Consider the following 15,247-nt stretch of genomic DNA (forward strand, 5'->3'; position numbering starts at 1 on the left):
ATGACGGCACCCCCGTTTCGCTTCCTTACATCATGCTGCCGAGGGGCGGCGCCCGGTATCCCTTTGGGTGATGGTCCGGGATTCCCGTGCCGCTGCCGTGCATTCGATCTTTATCGCCCCGTCCGCCGACCTGGTGAGAACGAACTGGCCGCCGTGCGAGGTGATCTGCTGTAGCGTTTCCAGAGTGCTCAACTGGGCGGTCTCCACGACCGAGTCGCGAGCGGCGCCGGCGGCTTCTTCGCACACGCGCACGGCGGCGTCCGTGCGCCGCATCAGCGTGTACGTGACGGCGGCCACGAGGGACGCGCTGACCGGGGCGCCGATGACCAGGGTGACGAGCAACCAGGCCGGGCAGCCCGTCTGTTGGACGAACAGGGCCGTCGCGGGCGAGGTCGCCCCGCAGCCCACGGCGACGAGTCCGGTGTTCAGGGCGCGGCGCTGCGGTACGGGATCCAGGGGGGAATTCCGTCCGCGCGCCGATGCCGACGACTGCTTTCCACCCGTCGCCTGCCTCCTGTTGGTCACCGCGGACTCCCGAATTCCACCGGACACCCCTGTGTGTCGTGGGCTCATGCACCATTATCCCGGCAGGGGTTGAGTGCCGGTCAATGGCACAAGTTCGTAAGAAGCCTATGTTCCGGCGGCATAGACGGGGGTCGGAATGACCATCGAACTGCAACAGCTGACCTACTTCACTGCCGTGGCCACATCGGGTTCCTATGTATTGGCGGCAGAGCGTCTGCACGTGTCCCAGCCGGCCCTGTGGCGGAAAGTGAAGAGCCTGCAGGGGGAGTTGGGAGTGCCTCTCTTCGAGAGGTCCGGCAACCGCGTGGTGCTGACGTCGGCGGGCACCCTTCTGCTGGCGGAGGCCCAGCGGGTCCTCGGCGCGAACGACAGGCTCTGCGAGATCGCGGCGGACCTGAGCCAGGGCCGTACCGGCCTGGTGCGGTTCGGCTGCTTCCCGGTGCACATCAGATATCTGCTGGCACCCGTCATCGGCGCCTATCTCGCCGAACACCCCACCATCAGAATGGAGTTCACCGGACTCGCGGACAGCAGGCGGGCCGAGGTCGCGCGGCGGCTCTACGAGGACCTCCGCCTCGGCACGCTCGACCTGGCCATGGCGCCGGGCCCCAGGAACGACTTCGACGGGTTCAAGGCGTACCGGGCGGACATCGTGGCGGTCCTGCCGGAACACCACCCGGACCACGGGAGTGCCCAGGTCGAACTGGCCGCCCTGCGGGGCTTTCCCCTGCTCACCGCCCCGCTCGGCTACTTCTCCAGGGTCGAGCTGGAGCGGGGCGCGGCCAAATGCGGGTTCAGCCCGCACGTCCTGGTCGAGAGCTCGAGCCCCCTGTCGCTCCTGGCGCTGGGGCGCGGCGGCGTGGGCATTCCCATCGTGGCCCGGGACAACATCGACCCGTCCGAAGCGGACCGTGGCAGCGTGCTCATGGCGTCGGACGGCGCCATTTACACGGACGTATGGCTGCACTGGAAACCGGACAGCCTTTCCTCGGCCGCCATGATTTTCGCCGAAATGATCCGTGCCGCATCTCTCGGCAGGAAGAAGTCCTTGAGCGGGGAGAAGCTCATGGACGACATGGATGAGTGCAATCGGCAGCTCGCGGACGAGGGAAATTGAGTACGGGAATGCCACCTCACCCGGAGAGTTTTCCGGCCGCTGCCTCGTCGAGCAGCCAGGTGACCCGTCCTCCCGCCGCCTCCACCGCTCGCACCGCACGCGCCACCGGGAGCTTGTCGTCGCCCTCCAGCGCCCCGGCGATCACCTCGGCCTTGCCCGCGCCGGCCGCGATGACGAGGCAGTCCTGAGCCCCCCGCAGCGCGCGCAGGGTGAGCGTGATGCGCTCCGGGGGAGGCTTCGGCGCATCATGCACCCCGACGACGAGCCGATCCGTCACCTCGACGGCGTCCAGGCCCGGGAACAGGGACAACGTATGGCCGTCCTCCCCGACGCCCAGCCACACATGGTCCAGCCGGGGCAGCCCGTCGGCGTTCTTCGGCAGCAGGGTGAGAGCGGCCTCGTAGTGCGAGGCGGCCTCCTCGGGCGACAGGGCCCCTTCCGGCACCAGCAGCCGGCCCGGCTCGACCGGGACCCGGTCCAGCAACGCCGCCGAGGCCTGCCCCCAGTTGGAGTCGGGATGGCTGACGGGGACGCAGCGCTCGTCGCCGACCAGGACGTGCAACCGGGGCCAGTCGATGGCGGGCCGCTCCGCGGAGGACTGCTCCTCGGCGAGCAGTCGGTACGCGGCTGCCGGGGTGCTGCCGCCGGCGAGGACCCAGGTGGCGCCGCCCGCCCGGTCGACGGTCGCACCGAGGGAGCGGGCCGCGTGGTCCGCGACCGCGCGTGCGAGTTCGGCGGGGTTCGCGAAGACGTGCGTTTCAGCCACTGAATCCTCCTGGCGGGATGGTGTTCGAGGTTTCTTCCGCGCCAGGCTACTGCGGCTTTCGTACCCCGTGAACGGGCCAATTCGGCAGCGTCCCTATGCCGCCACGGCATAGGGGGTCATGACGATCGGATTACCGACGCTATCGGCTCACGAAGGCGCAACGATCAATCACCGTCCGAGTGAATGCGCATTCACTCATTGACCCGAAGTGACGTATTGATGCCCCACTTTTTGCGGGTTCCCGGACGCCCCCGCGGGGTCGTACACCCCGCGCCCACGTGCGGCGGTCCCGTGTGCCTGGACGCAGGCACACGGGACCGGTCGGAGCGGGTGCGCTAGCGCACGGTGACCTGGAAGACCGGCGACAAGGTGGCGCCGCTCTTCATGCGCAGGTCGTTCTTGCCCTTCAGGCCGAGCTTGACGCGCAGGGAGTACGCGCCGGACTTGTTGACGCTCGTGGAGGCGGGCAGCGTCTTCCACGCCCCGTGCTGCTTCTGCTGCAGGCTCACCTTGCTGCCGGCCTTGATGCCCGTCGCCCTGCCGCTGACACGCAGGTCCTGCCAGGCCTTCACGGTGGTCGCCGACGGCTTGGCGGTCAGCGAGGCCTTCGTCGTCGCGGTGGGGCTGTTCTTCTGGGTGCCGAGCGACTTGCCGGTCCTGACGTCCCAGATCGCGTACGGCACACCGCCACCCTGCGTCTTGCTGTAAAGGCGCTTGCCGTCGGCGCTCAAGTGCACGTAGATGCCGTCGTCGACGGTCTGGCCCGGCTTGATGACCTTGCCGTTGTAGTACGGGTGGCCGTCCTTGACGGTGATGGTGACACCGGCACCGATGTCGATCTTCGTGGTGTGGGCGGCGGACGCGACGGGCTGCACGGCGGCGGGCCGTTCGGGGGCGGACGTGCTCGCCAGGGCCGCCGCGGCCGGAGCCAGCAGGGCGGTGCCGGCGATGACGGAGACGGTGGCGGTGCGCAGGGCGCTGCGGCGGTGGGTGATGGTGCGCATAACGGCGGTGTTCCCCTTCACGATGCGGTGGTGTGCACTCGCACGACGCGAAACCACTGGTCGAATGGCTCTGCGCGGTTGCAGATCTTTTGTCTCTGTAGTCCGGCGAGTACGGAATAAGAGTAAATCGCCGCCCATTACAGACAGTCATAGATCGTGTAACGGTGCCCCGTAGATCACCACACGGGTGTACGTCGGGCTGCGACACGGCCGACCGGCTCTGCCGCGTCCCGAGCGGAGACGAGCGGTTGGACCATAGGGACGAGCGCAGGCATGTTGTCCCCAGTGCCCGCGTTGGGACGCGTACGACGCCACCGGTGGGATCATCGCCGGTCACCACGCCGACGACATGCCCCCGCGGGGTGCTACGGCCGCTGAGCGCAGACGTGGGGATGCAGGGCACCCGGGGCCGGCCACCCGGGCGCCGTCCGTCAGGGGGATGTCGCGGTGTGAGCTCAGGGGCGCCAGTACAGTGCCGGATCCGGATGGTCGACGAAGCCCAAGTCCCGGTAGAGCGGCTCGCCTTCGTGCGATGCGTACAGGTCCACGCGGGAGGCTCCTCGCGCGCGGAACCAGTCCTGCAGTGCCCCCATGATCGCGCGACTGTGGCCCCGTCGCCGGTACGCCGGATCGGTGACCACGCCGATCACGTGGCCCACCCGGCCGTTGTGATTGTGCGGACCCGGGAACCACTGGTCCACCGTGCCGATGCCGCACGCGGCGAGACCCTCCTCGCCGTCCACGACCAGGATGCACGCGGAGTCCGACGTGAGTTTCTCGCGCAGTACGGAGGCGAGTTCGCGGCGCCACGCGCTCTCCTCCGGCGACGGATTGAAGTAATCGCCGCCGAGCGTCTCGAAGAGCAGCGCCCGCAGACGCACGAGCTCCGGGAGGTCCGCCTCCACGGCCGGGCGGACGCGGGTGCGGGGCATGGTGAGCTGTCCGGTCGGTGACTGCTGATCGCTCGCGTGATCTCCGTGAATGCTGTGCTCTCTCATGACGATCAGCCTGGTGTAAGCGCCTTGTGCGCCACAACCCTTACGAGGTGCTGCTCGCCGGCCGGGCGTGACAGAGAAGGCGTGACAGAGAAGGAGAAGCCCGACAGAGAATGGGCCTCTCAGCGGCTGCTGCCGCCCGCGGGCTGCGTCGCGGGATCCTTCAGCTGCAGCCCGTTCTCCCAGATCGTGTTGAGCGTCGTGACGAGCCGCTCGTACGGAATCCGCTGCCCGAGCACGAAGACCAGGTAGGCCATGCGGCTCACCATCACCGACAGGGCGTGCGCGGTGACCAGCGGGTCCAGGCTCGCGTCCGCGCGGCCGTCCTCCTGCAGGGTCCGGATCAGCTTGGCGTTGCGCCGGGCGAAGGCGTTGCCGCGCTCGATGCGCAACGCCATGAACTGCTCGTCGACCTGGGCGACTTGCTCGAACAGCGCCATGAGGCGGGCGTTCTTCTTGTACGCGCGCAAATACTCGCGGTTCGACGCGTCGATGAGCTCGCGGGGATCGGTGATCCCGGTGCGCTCGCGCAGGTGCGGGTGGAGCATCTCCTCCTGCACCTGCGCGACGAGCGCCTGGAAGATCTCTTCCTTGCTGTTGAAGTACGTGTAGAACGACCCGGACGCGACATGGGCCGCCCTGGAGATGTCCGCGATGCGCGCGTCCAGGTACCCGTCGCGTTCGAAGACCTCGCGGGCGGCGGCGATCAGGGCGTTGCGCGTCCTGACGCCGCGGGCGCTGCGGGGAGTGATCGGTTGCTTCTGACCGCCGTCCGCGGCCGGGGCCTGGGCAGCCACCGCTATCCATTCACTGTCGGTCGAACCTGTACGTATCGGTGGCAGCGGATGGTATCAGCCGACCTCGGAGAGGAACTCCAGGAGAGCGGCATTCACCTCGTCGGGCCGCTGCTGCTGGATCCAGTGGCCCGCGCCGTCGATCACGAGCGTGCCACGCCGGTCGGTGAGCATCCGGTCCAGGTCCTTCGCCGGCATGAACTGGGCGACGGGGTCCTTGGACCCGGTCACGAACAGGGAAGGCTGCGTGACGCGGCGCTCGGCGAGATGCTCGGTGAGGGCCCAGTTGCGGTCCAGATTGCGGTAATAGTTGAGGCCGCCGGTGAAGCCGGTCGCCTCGAACGTGTCGACGTAGTAGGCGAGTTCGTCGGCGTCGAGCCACGGCGGGGGAGCTGACTCACCCTCTTCGCGCTCGGTCCTGGCGGCCCACCGTGCGGAGTAGATCTCCTTCGTCACGAGCGTCCGGCGCACGTCGTGCCGCAACGCCGCATCGGCGACGCCCGGCTCCTGGAACCACACCATGTAGAAGTCCTCACCGAGCCGCTCGCGCAGGATCGGCAGCGGCGGGGCCGGCGCCCGCCGGCTCACCGGCACACTCATCCCGGCCACCGCGCGCACCCGCTCCGGGTGGGCCAGGGCCATCTGCCACACCACGTTGGCGCCCCAGTCGTGCCCGACGAACACCGCGTCGTCCGCGCCCACGTCGTCGAGGATCGCGGCCAGGTCGCCGCAGAGCGACAGGATGTCGTACGCGTCGATGTCGGCCGGCCGTGAGCTCCCTCCGTATCCCCGCATGTCGGGGGCCAGGACGCGGTACCCCGCCTCCGCCAGCGCGAAGACCTGGTGACGCCACGAGAAGGCCAGCTCGGGAAAGCCGTGGCACAGCACCACCGGAGGCCGGCCGGGCCGTCCCTCTCCGTGATCGAAGACCCGGAGCGTGACATCGCCCGAGGTCACCTCGCGGGTCGCCACCCGCTCCCACTCGGCGATCGAAATGTGCTTCCTCATGTACGGATCTCCTCAACCGGTCGCGTCGGGACGTATGTGACCTACGTCAGGACGAACGTCAGGACGAACTTCTGGACGTACGTCACGCCGGACACCCTGCCGATCAAGATCGTCGAACACAAGGTCCTGACTCGCCTCGTCCCGGAGCGATCGGCCGACCTCCGTGCGCGGCGTCCGATCTGACGTCATGACGCACCCCAGGGATACCACGCGGGCCGTCATCGGCCCACCCTTGAACCTGAACCCGGATTCAATTACGTTGACCGGACCCGAGGCGAGGGAAGGTGCGGTGCGATGGCCGGCGTACGGACGCGCGGTGCGGTTCTGTTCGACTTCGGTGGGGTGCTCACCACGAGTGTCGTCGCCGCCTTCGAGGAGATCGGCCGTGAACTCGCCGACGATCCACGCCTGTTGCTTCGCGTGCTCGCGAAGGACGAGGAAGGTGGTGCGCTGCTCGTGGCGCACGAAGAGGGCCGCATCGGTGAGCGGGAGTTCGAGGACGGCCTCGCCGTACGCCTGCGCGCGCACGGGGCTGACGTCCAGGCGCCCGGCCTGGTGCGGCGCCTCCAGGCCAGGATCCGTCCGGACCCCGCCATGATCGCCCTGGTGGCCCGGGTCCGGGCCGACGGTCACCGGGCCGGGCTCCTCTCGAACTCCCTCGGCGACGACTGCTACGCGGGCTTCGACCTGCCCGCGATGTTCGACGCCGTGACCGTCTCCCGGGAGATCGGGGTGCGCAAACCCTCGCGGCGCGCGTACGCCCTCGCCTGCGAACGCCTCGGCGTACGCCCGCAGCACACGGTGATGGTCGACGACCTGCCCCAGAACATCGTGGCGGCGCAGCGGCTCGGCCTCGCCGGGGTGGTGCACCGCGACGCCGCCGCCACGGCCGCCGAGCTGGCACGGCTCCTCGGACCCGCGGCCCACCTGTGACACGCCCCGACCCGTGACAGGGCTCGGACGCGGGCCGACAGCCGCGGCGCGGTGTATCCACCGGGCGCGCCCCGGGCCCAGACTCAGATCCGACCAAGACCGCTGGAGGACCCGTGTTCGACGTGACCGACCGCGCCAAGGAGTACCAGGAGAGGCTGCTCGCCTTCATGGACGAGCACGTCTACCCCGCCGAGGCGGTGTACGAGGAGCAGATGGCGCGGGCGGGCGACCCGCACTTCCAGCCGCCGGTCATCGAGGAGCTGAAGGCCGAGGCGAGGCGGCAGGGCCTGTGGAACCTGTTCCACCCGCACCCGGAGTGGGGCCCGGGCCTGACCAACCTGGAGTACGCGCCACTCGCCGAGATCATGGGCCGCAGCGCCCACCTCGCCCCGGAGGCCACCAACTGCAACGCGCCGGACACCGGCAACATGGAGGTCCTCACGCTCTTCGGCACCGACGAGCACAAGGAGAAGTGGCTCAAGCCGCTGCTCGCCGGCGAGATCGCCTCCGCGTTCGCCATGACCGAGCCCGCGGTCGCCAGCTCCGACGCCCGCAACATCGAGATGCGGATGGTCCGCGACGGCGACGAGTACGTCCTCAACGGCCGCAAGTGGTGGACGTCGAACGCCCTGCACCAGAACTGCCGCGTCCTGATCGTCATGGGCAAGACCGACCCGGACGGGCCCGGCCACCGTCAGCAGAGCATGATGGTGGTCCCGCTCGACACGCCGGGCGTGACCGTCCTGCGCGGGCTGCCCGTCTTCGGCTACCAGGACCGCGAAGGCCACGCCGAGGTGCTGTTCGAGAACGTACGGGTGCCGCGCACCGCCCTGCTCGCGGGCGAGGGCGACGGCTTCATGATCAGCCAGGCCCGGCTCGGCCCCGGCCGCATCCACCACTGCATGCGCACCATCGGCATGGCGGAGCGCGCCCTGGACCTGATGATCGACCGCGCTCAGTCACGGACGACGTTCGGCGCGCCCCTGACCGACCGGGCCAACATCCAGGACTGGATCGCCGAATCCCGGGTCGAGATCGAGATGGTCCGCCTGCTCACCCTCAAGGCGGCCCACCTGATGGACACCGTCGGCAACAAGGAGGCCCGCACGGAGATCGCCGCGATCAAGGTCGCCGCCCCCGAGGTGGCCCTCAAGGTCGTCGACCGCGCCATCCAGGTGCACGGCGGCGCGGGCGTCAGCGACGACTTCCCGCTCGCGAGCATGTACGCCCACCTGCGCACGCTGCGCCTCGCCGACGGCCCCGACGAGGTGCACAAGCGCACCATCGCCGTACGTGAACTGCGCCGTCGCGAGGCCGATCGGAGCGCACGATGAACGACTCCCTCCACGGAAAGGTCGCCGTCGTCACGGGCGCGTCGCGGGGTATCGGACTCGCCGCGGCCGCCGCCCTGCGGGACCGCGGCGCGCAGGTCGTCATCACCTCGCGCAGCCAGGAGCGCGCCGAGGAGGCGGCCCGTGAACTCGGCGCCGGCGTCACGGGGTTCGGCGCCCACGCCACCGACGAGGACGCCGCCCGCGCCTGCGTCGACCACACCCTGGCGACGCACGGGCGCCTGGACGTCCTGGTCAACAACGCCGGTACGAACCCGGCGTACGGCCCGGTCATCGATCAGGACCACGGGCGCTTCGCCAAGACGATGGACGTCAACCTGTGGGCGCCGATCCTCTGGACGTCGCTGGCGGTGAAGGCGTGGATGGGGGAGCACGGCGGATCCGTCGTCAACACCGCGTCGATCGGCGGCCTTTCGGTGGCGCAGGACGTCGGCATCTACCACGTCTCCAAGGCCGCGCTCATTCACCTCACCCGCCAACTCGCCCTGGAACTGGGCCCCGAGGTCCGCGTCAACGCCATCGCCCCCGGCGTCGTGCGCACCAGACTGGCCGAGGCGCTGTGGCAGGAGAACGAGGCCAAGGTCGCCGCGGCCACGCCCCTGGGCCGCATCGGCGAACCGGAGGACCTGGGCGAGGCCGTGGCGTTCCTCGCGGGCGACGGCGCGCGCTGGATCACCGGGGAGACCCTGGTGGTCGACGGCGGACAGCTCCTGGGGTCGGGGCCGCTGTGACGGACGGCGGGTGACGGGCGGCGTCAGACCGGCAGCCGCCGCCCCAGGCGTGCCAGCGGGGACAGGGCCATGCACACCGGGGACAGCGCGAGCCCGGCGGCGGCCACCAGCAGGCCGCGCCGCAACCCCCAGGCATCGGCCAGGACGCCGCCGAGCAGCGACCCGAGTGGAGTCAGCCCCATCCCGACGACGTTGATGGTCGCGACCACCCGGCCCTGGAGCCGGACGGGCGTGACGGCCTGGCGCACGGCCATGAGAGCGACGTCGACCAGCTGACCGCAGGTGCCGAAGACGAAGTTGACGCCCATGAGCAGCCAGACCGTCGTCGCGGTGGAACCGTGCGCGACGGGCACGCAGAGCATCACACCGTCGGCGAGCACCGCCGAAGCCACCAGGACCCGTCCGTAGCCGTACCGGACGGGGAGCCGGGCGGCGAGCAGCGACCCGAGGACCGCGCCCGGCCCCGCCGCCGCGAGCGCCAGGCCCACGACGGCGCCCGGCAGCCGCAGTTCGCGCGGCAGGAAGAGCAGATACACCGTCATCAGGGCGGCGAACGAGAACTGGAAGACGGCCGAGGCCAGCCCCACGGCCCGCAGCGCCCGGTGGCGGACGACGAAACGGAGGCCTTCGAGTATCTGCCGCCGGACGGGTACCGACGACTGAGGGGGAGGGGGCGCGGCTTCCTCGCGGCGGATGCGCCCCAGGGACAGCGCGGACAGCGCGAAGAAGAGACCGCTCACCGCCGCGGCGCCCGGGGCCGACAGGAGCGATACCAGCGTGCCACCGAGCGCGGGCCCACCGATCTGCGCGGCGGACCTGCTGCCTTCGAGGGCACTGTTGCCCCGGGCCAACTCGGCGCGGGGCACCAGGCGTACGAGGCTCGCCTGATACGCGACGTCGAAGAACACCCCGGACACGCCCACCAGGAACGCGGCGCCGAACAGCACCGGCAGCCCCGGTGTGCCCAGCAGATACGCGAGGGCGACGGCGGCCGGCGCCAGCACGCGCCCGATGTCGGACAGGACCATGACGTCACGGGCGCGGCGACGGTCCACCCACGCGCCGGCGAACAGGGAGAAGAGCAGGATCGGAGCCTGTCCCACCGCGCGCAGCGCGCCGAGACGGCCGGTGGAGGCGTCGAGGGAGAGGACGGCGATGAGCGGCAGGACGACCTGGGTGGCCTGCGCGCCGAACTGCGAGGCGGTCTGACCCGCCCAGAGCCGACGGAAGTCGGGATCGCACAGGAGGCCATGGGAGGAACGCGAACGGGAACGGGTGCGGGACGGCACGACAACCCCTTGTGGGAGCCGGGAGAAGGGCTCGCTGTGCCGCCGTGGGTACGGGTCCGGGCAGGTGCCGCACGGGTAGGCGCGGGTGCCGCGGGTGCGGGGCAGCACGCGGTGACGGGTCGAACGACCTGAACGTCAGCGCGTGCTCGGGCGACCGGGCATCTCGACTCCTCGCAGGGGCGGGTGCTGCCGTGAGACTACCGGGGCGGGTGGCGCGGGCGAAGCGGATAACGCCCCTCCGCGCGAGCCCCTGCCCCTCGTGCCCCCCGTGTCCCATGGGTGGCCTCCCCTCCGTACCCAAGCGTGTCGCCCGCTGTTCGCCCGGGCGTCACCTGCCGTCACCCCGGATCGGCGACCATTCAGTCCGGCATTCCGGTTGAGATCCGTTTCGCGGTACCCCGAGGGGAATACGTTGCAACGCCCACGTCCAGGACGTACGTACCAGAGAGGGAGAGCGCGCACGGCCCTCTCCCTGACGGCCCTGCTGTCGCTGTCCCTGGCGGGATGCGGTGTCGCGGGACTCGGGGACGACGACGGTGACGGCGAGGGGCGGGCCGCCGCAGGGGCATCCGCCGTCGCGGGGATCGACTGCGCCGGCACGGGCAGGGTGCAGGGGACCGGTTCGAGCGCCCAGCAGAACGCGATGAAGCACTGGATCAAGCAGTACCAGGGCGCGTGCCCGGGGGTGCGGATCGCGTACAACCCGATCGGATCCGGGGCGGGCGGCGCCCAGTTCCTGCGCGGCGCCACCGCGTTCGGCGGCTCGGACAGCGCGCTGAAGCCCGAGGAGGCCGCGCTCTCGAAGGACGTCTGCCGCGGCGGGCGGGCGATCGACCTGCCCATGGTCGGTGGGCCCATCGCCCTCGGGTACGACGTCCCCGGCGTCGACGATCTGGTGCTCGACGCGCCGACCCTCGCCAGGATCTTCGACCGCGAGATCACCACGTGGGACGACCCGGAGATCCGGCGTCTCAACCCCGGCGCCGACCTGCCGTCCACGCCGGTACGCCCCGTCCACCGGTCCGACGACTCCGGGACCACCCAGAACTTCCAGGCCTACCTCGCAGGTTCGGCCCCCAAGGAGTGGCCGCACCCGGTGGGCAAGGCCTGGCAGGGGACGGGCGGAGCCTCCGCGAGCGGATCGAGCGGCGTGGCGGCGGAGGTGACGTCGGGGTTCGGCGCGATCGGGTACTTCGAGCTGTCCTTCGCGCGGGCCCGCGAGATCAAGACCGTGGCACTCGACACGGGCGCGCCCGCCCCGGTCGAACCCACGCCCTCGACGGCGTCGGCCGGTATCGCCCAGGCCCGGGTCGCGGGCCGCGGCAACGACATGACGCTGAAGTTCCGCTATGGCGCCTCGGCGCCGGACGCGTACCCCATCGTCCAGGTCACCTACGAGATCGTCTGCGACAAGGGGAACCAGCGGCAGACCCTGCCCGCGCTGAAGTCGTTCCTGACCTACACGGCGAGCGAGGAGGGACAGCGGGACCTGTCCCGGCTGCACTACGCGCCGCTGCCGGAGTCCGTCGCGGGGCAGGTGCGGGACGTGGTGCGCACGCTCTCCTGACACCGGGCGCCGGCTACTCCGGCGCCCAGCAAGAAGGCCCTGATTCCGCCGAGCTCCTCGTCGGTGAGGTCGCTTTCGGTGACATCGCTGAGCAAGTCATGCGTGGGCGCGGCCCGTGTGGCGAGACGAGCTCGCGCATGTATTCGTGGATGGCCGCCATGGCTGCCTCTCGCTCTTCCTCGGTGGCGGCCAGGGGTATGGACGTCTCGGTGTGCCGCTGGAACGTGTCCCGGTCGGCGGAGGGCACGTCGAGCAGTTCGCAGGTGATGGACTACCTGTGAGGTCGCGCGGGTGCGTTTGAGTACCCGTACTCATGATCGGCTCGCCCGGCTCGCGCAGGCTGGGGGTGCAACCCGAAGCCGAGGAGAGGGAGCCAGCAGTGACCAAGGGTAATCGAGTTCGTCCGCTCTCGCGTGTGATCGGAAGCCGGCCGGTGCGATCGGTCGTGGGGCTCGCACTGGCGGGCGTGACGGCCGCGGTGCTCACCGGCTGTTCCATGGAGGACGCGACCTGCGGCGGCGGGGAGTATCCGGTTCTGAGGGTGGGAAGCAGCGGATCCGCGTGCGCCCCCAAGGGAGAGGAGCCGCCCAAGGGCTATTCACGCTATCCCGCGGGCAAGGTCCCTGAGCACGTCGGCGACAAGTGGGATACGTACTGGGAGACGCACACCGTCGACAAGGACGGGAAGATCATCAAGCTGAAGGACGGTCAGTGAGCCTCGGGCGCCGGAGCGGAAGGCGGGAGCGGGGCCGGACGCCGGAGCGGGAGCCGTCCGGGCGCTGGGCGTCCGAACGGCGGTCGCCGGGCCGGAGTTGGGCCGCTCGTTCCTCGCTCTCGATCCTGTTGATCGCGTAGACGGCCGGCATCAGGCCCGAGGTGGCCAGAAACGCCCCCAATAGGTCGGCGCCGGTGCGGAATCCGAGGCCCCGATCGGGTTCGAAGAGACACACGGCGGCGAGGAGGGTGGCCGCGCCGATCGGCACGTTGATGAAGAAGATGGAAGCAGGAGTCCACCGAAGGCGATCATGTAGGCGTGGTCGAGCCAGGCGAGGTTCGATTGTGTGAAGTCCAGTTCCCTTCCGATCGTGGGGAGCGCCACGGTGACGACGCTGCCGTCCAGAACGATGATCAGCACCCCGGTACACAGCGTGGCGCGACGTCAACGACCTCGGCGAGCTGGACGTCGTGCGCGTCGAACCCGCCGGCTAACCCCGAGCGACCTCAGCGGTGTGTGCGGGGGCGTAGCGCTCACCCACTACCTGGTCGCTCAGCGGGTTCAGCGCGGCCAGCGTCTCGGCGTCCAGTACGAGTTCCAGCGCGGCCGCGTTCTGCTCCAGCCGGGCCGGGCTGCGGGTGCCCGGAATGGTGGCCACCGCTACCCCGAGCCGCTCGGCCTGGGCGTACACCCAAGCCAGCGCCACCTGGGCCGGGGTGGCACCCAGCCGGTCGGCCACCTCGCGCACGGTCTGCGCGATCCTCTCGTTGGCCTCGCCCGCTTCGTCGGCGAAGCGGGGGTTGGTGCGCCGGAAGTCCCTCTCGCCCAGCGTGGAGCGGTCCAGGGTGCCGGTCAGGAACCCCCGCCCCAACGGCGAGTACGGCACCAGCCCGATCCTCAGCTCTGCCATCACCGGGGTGACCGCCTCGGCTTCGCGGGTCCAGAGCGAGTACTCGCTCTGGACCGCGGCGATCGGGTGCACCGCGTGGGCCCGGCGCAGCAGCTCGCCGTCGACCTCGGACAGGCCCAGATGGCGGACCTTGCCCGCCGCGACCAACTCGGCCGTCGCCCCGACGGTCTCCTCGATTTCCACGTCCTGGGGCGGCCGGTGGGCGTAGTACAGGTCGATCGTCTCGACGCCCAGCCGCAGCAACGAGGCGTCACAGGAGCGCAGCACGAAGTCCCGGGCACCGCGGATGCGGCGTCCCCGGGTCGCCGGCACTGCGGTCGATGCCGAACTTGGTGGCCAGCTGCACCTGGTTCCGGCGGCCGTGGATGGCCCGGCCGACCAGCACCTCGTTGTGCCCGGTGCCGTAGGCGTCGGCGGTGTCCAGGAACGTGACGCCCAGCTCCAGGGCCCGGTCGATGGTGGCCAGGCCGCCGTCCCAGTCGGCGGGGCCGTAGCTCTCGCTCATCCCCATGCACCCCAGGCCCATCGCGCTGACGGTGAGACCGGGCGAGCCGAGCGCGGTTCGGGTGATCATGCGTGGATGCTCCTCCGGGTCAGGTGCGGCGCGAGCGGGTGAGGGTGAAGCGCTCCACCTTCAGCGGGTCGCCACAGGACCCGGACACGAGGTGGGTTACCGGATCCTGCGCCGGCACGGGCTACCGCGTGGCCGTGTCCGCCGCATCACCGTCATCGCCGAGGACCTCGCCGCCGACGCCCGCCAGGGGGGCCGCATCGGACCCGCCGGCGCCTTCCAGCGCGTCAGCTGACCCGCACAGTCCCGCTACGCGCTCCCGGTCTGAGGCAAAAGCGCCGCTTCGGCCTGCGCCACGGGGTACGGATCAGCGCCAGCGGTTGTTGCTGGTATGGTCCCCGGCGAGCCAACGGGCGAGGTCGGCGTGTGCGGTGGCGCGCTGCTCGACGTCGATCTTCTCCACGTCGGGGTGGTCGACGGCGAACTCCAGGATCAGCCCGTTGGGGTCCGTGACGTACAGCGAGACACAGAAGCCGTGGTCGATCACGTGAGGGTTCGCGTCCACGGAGCCGGCCGCCTCGACGCGCTCGCGAATGGCTTCTTGTGCCCCGGCCTCGACCTTGAAGGCTATGTGGCGCAGAGGAGTTGAGTTGATGCTGGTCCTGAACTCCTCCTGGTCGTTGCGGTCCGCGAACTGAAAGAAGGCGAGCGCGCTGCCGTCGGCCAGGCCGTAGAGAGCGTGACTGTAGGCGCGCTCGACGCCGTGCATCACCTCGCGCTCGGTCCACGTGGCCACTAACGGCAGGCCGATCACGTCCTCGTAAAAGCGGCGGTTGGCTTCCTGGTCGTCGGTGATCCAGGCGTGGTGGTGGAGACGGAGGGGCAGGGACCGGGCCTGGGCGTGCGGCTCAGACCGTGTCTGCATCTGCGTCGGTGTCTGCGTCATGTCGGTCATCTCCTGTACGTAGGCGCGTAGTTGGCTGGTCGTCGATGCTGGTCGGCGTCGCCCTGAAAAGAATGCCACTAGCAC

Annotated in this window: 17 protein-coding genes and 1 pseudogene; 9 read left to right on the plus strand and 9 right to left on the minus strand. The window is 70.2% G+C overall.

What is annotated here, in order from left to right; all coding sequences use genetic code 11:
• Window positions 1–30: 30 nt before the first annotated feature.
• The gene (locus ACZ6B8_RS25440) at window positions 31–525 is read right to left on the minus strand and encodes a hypothetical protein (protein ID WP_471071393.1); all 495 of its coding nucleotides are present in this window, start codon (window positions 523–525) and stop codon (window positions 31–33) included.
• A gap of 136 nt (window positions 526–661) precedes the next feature.
• Between ACZ6B8_RS25440 and ACZ6B8_RS25445 the strand changes: the two genes are divergently transcribed.
• On the plus strand, window positions 662–1,642 hold the full coding sequence (locus ACZ6B8_RS25445; protein WP_471608758.1) for a LysR family transcriptional regulator: 981 nt from the start codon (window positions 662–664) through the stop codon (window positions 1,640–1,642).
• A gap of 16 nt (window positions 1,643–1,658) precedes the next feature.
• On the opposite strand, the gene pgl is transcribed toward ACZ6B8_RS25445, so the two are convergent.
• The 5 genes from pgl to ACZ6B8_RS25470 all read right to left on the minus strand — a co-directional run bounded on the left by pgl (window position 1,659) and on the right by ACZ6B8_RS25470 (window position 6,209).
• Entirely contained in the window at window positions 1,659–2,408 is a 750-nt protein-coding gene (gene pgl / locus ACZ6B8_RS25450) for a 6-phosphogluconolactonase (protein WP_471608759.1), read from the minus strand.
• A gap of 335 nt (window positions 2,409–2,743) precedes the next feature.
• A complete protein-coding gene (locus ACZ6B8_RS25455) occupies window positions 2,744–3,412 on the minus strand; it encodes a hypothetical protein (RefSeq protein ID WP_471608760.1) in 669 nt (222 codons plus the stop codon).
• A 455-nt stretch (window positions 3,413–3,867) separates the two neighbouring features.
• Entirely contained in the window at window positions 3,868–4,410 is a 543-nt protein-coding gene (locus tag ACZ6B8_RS25460; RefSeq protein ID WP_471071381.1) for a GNAT family N-acetyltransferase, read from the minus strand.
• 119 nt (window positions 4,411–4,529) lie between these two features.
• Window positions 4,530–5,204: a TetR/AcrR family transcriptional regulator gene (locus ACZ6B8_RS25465; protein WP_471608761.1), complete on the minus strand. Its 675-nt coding sequence runs from the start codon at window positions 5,202–5,204 to the stop codon at window positions 4,530–4,532.
• 54 nt (window positions 5,205–5,258) lie between these two features.
• A complete protein-coding gene (locus ACZ6B8_RS25470) occupies window positions 5,259–6,209 on the minus strand; it encodes an alpha/beta fold hydrolase (protein ID WP_471608762.1) in 951 nt (316 codons plus the stop codon).
• Between the two features lie 36 nt (window positions 6,210–6,245).
• Between ACZ6B8_RS25470 and ACZ6B8_RS25475 the strand changes: the two genes are divergently transcribed.
• The 4 genes from ACZ6B8_RS25475 to ACZ6B8_RS25490 all read left to right on the plus strand — a co-directional run bounded on the left by ACZ6B8_RS25475 (window position 6,246) and on the right by ACZ6B8_RS25490 (window position 9,225).
• Window positions 6,246–6,392 (plus strand): hypothetical protein, encoded by a 147-nt coding sequence (locus ACZ6B8_RS25475; RefSeq protein WP_471608763.1) that lies wholly within the window; start codon window positions 6,246–6,248, stop codon window positions 6,390–6,392.
• Between the two features lie 111 nt (window positions 6,393–6,503).
• Window positions 6,504–7,142, plus strand: a complete 639-nt coding sequence (locus ACZ6B8_RS25480; protein ID WP_471608764.1) for an HAD family hydrolase — start codon at window positions 6,504–6,506, stop codon at window positions 7,140–7,142.
• A gap of 113 nt (window positions 7,143–7,255) precedes the next feature.
• On the plus strand, window positions 7,256–8,476 hold the full coding sequence (locus ACZ6B8_RS25485; protein ID WP_471608765.1) for an acyl-CoA dehydrogenase family protein: 1,221 nt from the start codon (window positions 7,256–7,258) through the stop codon (window positions 8,474–8,476).
• Window positions 8,473–9,225 carry an SDR family oxidoreductase gene (locus ACZ6B8_RS25490; protein ID WP_471608766.1) on the plus strand — a complete coding sequence of 251 codons (753 nt, stop codon included), beginning with the start codon at window positions 8,473–8,475 and terminating at the stop codon, window positions 9,223–9,225. The genes ACZ6B8_RS25485 and ACZ6B8_RS25490 overlap by 4 nt, the downstream gene beginning before the upstream one ends.
• Window positions 9,226–9,248: 23 nt before the next feature.
• Here ACZ6B8_RS25490 and ACZ6B8_RS25495 read toward each other — a convergent pair whose 3' ends face one another.
• On the minus strand, window positions 9,249–10,514 hold the full coding sequence (locus ACZ6B8_RS25495) for an MFS transporter (RefSeq protein ID WP_471608767.1): 1,266 nt from the start codon (window positions 10,512–10,514) through the stop codon (window positions 9,249–9,251).
• 412 nt (window positions 10,515–10,926) lie between these two features.
• Between ACZ6B8_RS25495 and pstS the strand changes: the two genes are divergently transcribed.
• The 3 genes from pstS (at window position 10,927) to ACZ6B8_RS25510 (ending at window position 12,796) form a co-directional block, all read left to right on the plus strand.
• On the plus strand, window positions 10,927–12,081 hold the full coding sequence (pstS, locus tag ACZ6B8_RS25500) for a phosphate ABC transporter substrate-binding protein PstS (RefSeq protein ID WP_471608768.1): 1,155 nt from the start codon (window positions 10,927–10,929) through the stop codon (window positions 12,079–12,081).
• Between the two features lie 158 nt (window positions 12,082–12,239).
• Window positions 12,240–12,362: a hypothetical protein gene (locus ACZ6B8_RS25505; protein WP_471608769.1), complete on the plus strand. Its 123-nt coding sequence runs from the start codon at window positions 12,240–12,242 to the stop codon at window positions 12,360–12,362.
• A 152-nt stretch (window positions 12,363–12,514) separates the two neighbouring features.
• Entirely contained in the window at window positions 12,515–12,796 is a 282-nt protein-coding gene (locus tag ACZ6B8_RS25510) for an SCO0607 family lipoprotein (RefSeq protein ID WP_471608770.1), read from the plus strand.
• 490 nt (window positions 12,797–13,286) lie between these two features.
• Here ACZ6B8_RS25510 and ACZ6B8_RS25515 read toward each other — a convergent pair.
• A pseudogene (locus ACZ6B8_RS25515) lies at window positions 13,287–14,280 on the minus strand (aldo/keto reductase).
• A gap of 91 nt (window positions 14,281–14,371) precedes the next feature.
• Between ACZ6B8_RS25515 and ACZ6B8_RS25520 the strand changes: the two are divergent.
• Complete coding sequence (locus ACZ6B8_RS25520) at window positions 14,372–14,512, plus strand: hypothetical protein (RefSeq protein ID WP_471071347.1); 141 nt, start codon at window positions 14,372–14,374, stop codon at window positions 14,510–14,512.
• Between the two features lie 72 nt (window positions 14,513–14,584).
• Here ACZ6B8_RS25520 and ACZ6B8_RS25525 read toward each other — a convergent pair whose 3' ends face one another.
• A complete protein-coding gene (locus ACZ6B8_RS25525) occupies window positions 14,585–15,163 on the minus strand; it encodes a VOC family protein (RefSeq protein ID WP_471608771.1) in 579 nt (192 codons plus the stop codon).
• Between the last annotated feature and the right edge of the window lie 84 nt (window positions 15,164–15,247).

This window comes from Streptomyces sp. NPDC041122 (genome assembly GCF_055592445.1).

Excerpts from the sequence above, each read along its gene's own strand:
- ACZ6B8_RS25445 (WP_471608758.1), top strand. The coding sequence starts at position 662 with ATGACCATCGAACTGCAACAGCTGACCTACTTCACTGCCGTGGCCACA.
- ACZ6B8_RS25455 (WP_471608760.1), bottom strand. The coding sequence starts at position 3,412 with ATGCGCACCATCACCCACCGCCGCAGCGCCCTGCGCACCGCCACCGTC.
- ACZ6B8_RS25460 (WP_471071381.1), bottom strand. The coding sequence starts at position 4,410 with ATGAGAGAGCACAGCATTCACGGAGATCACGCGAGCGATCAGCAGTCA.
- ACZ6B8_RS25470 (WP_471608762.1), bottom strand. The coding sequence starts at position 6,209 with ATGAGGAAGCACATTTCGATCGCCGAGTGGGAGCGGGTGGCGACCCGC.
- ACZ6B8_RS25480 (WP_471608764.1), top strand. The coding sequence starts at position 6,504 with ATGGCCGGCGTACGGACGCGCGGTGCGGTTCTGTTCGACTTCGGTGGG.
- ACZ6B8_RS25490 (WP_471608766.1), top strand. The coding sequence starts at position 8,473 with ATGAACGACTCCCTCCACGGAAAGGTCGCCGTCGTCACGGGCGCGTCG.
- ACZ6B8_RS25505 (WP_471608769.1), top strand. The coding sequence starts at position 12,240 with ATGGCTGCCTCTCGCTCTTCCTCGGTGGCGGCCAGGGGTATGGACGTC.
- ACZ6B8_RS25525 (WP_471608771.1), bottom strand. The coding sequence starts at position 15,163 with ATGACGCAGACACCGACGCAGATGCAGACACGGTCTGAGCCGCACGCC.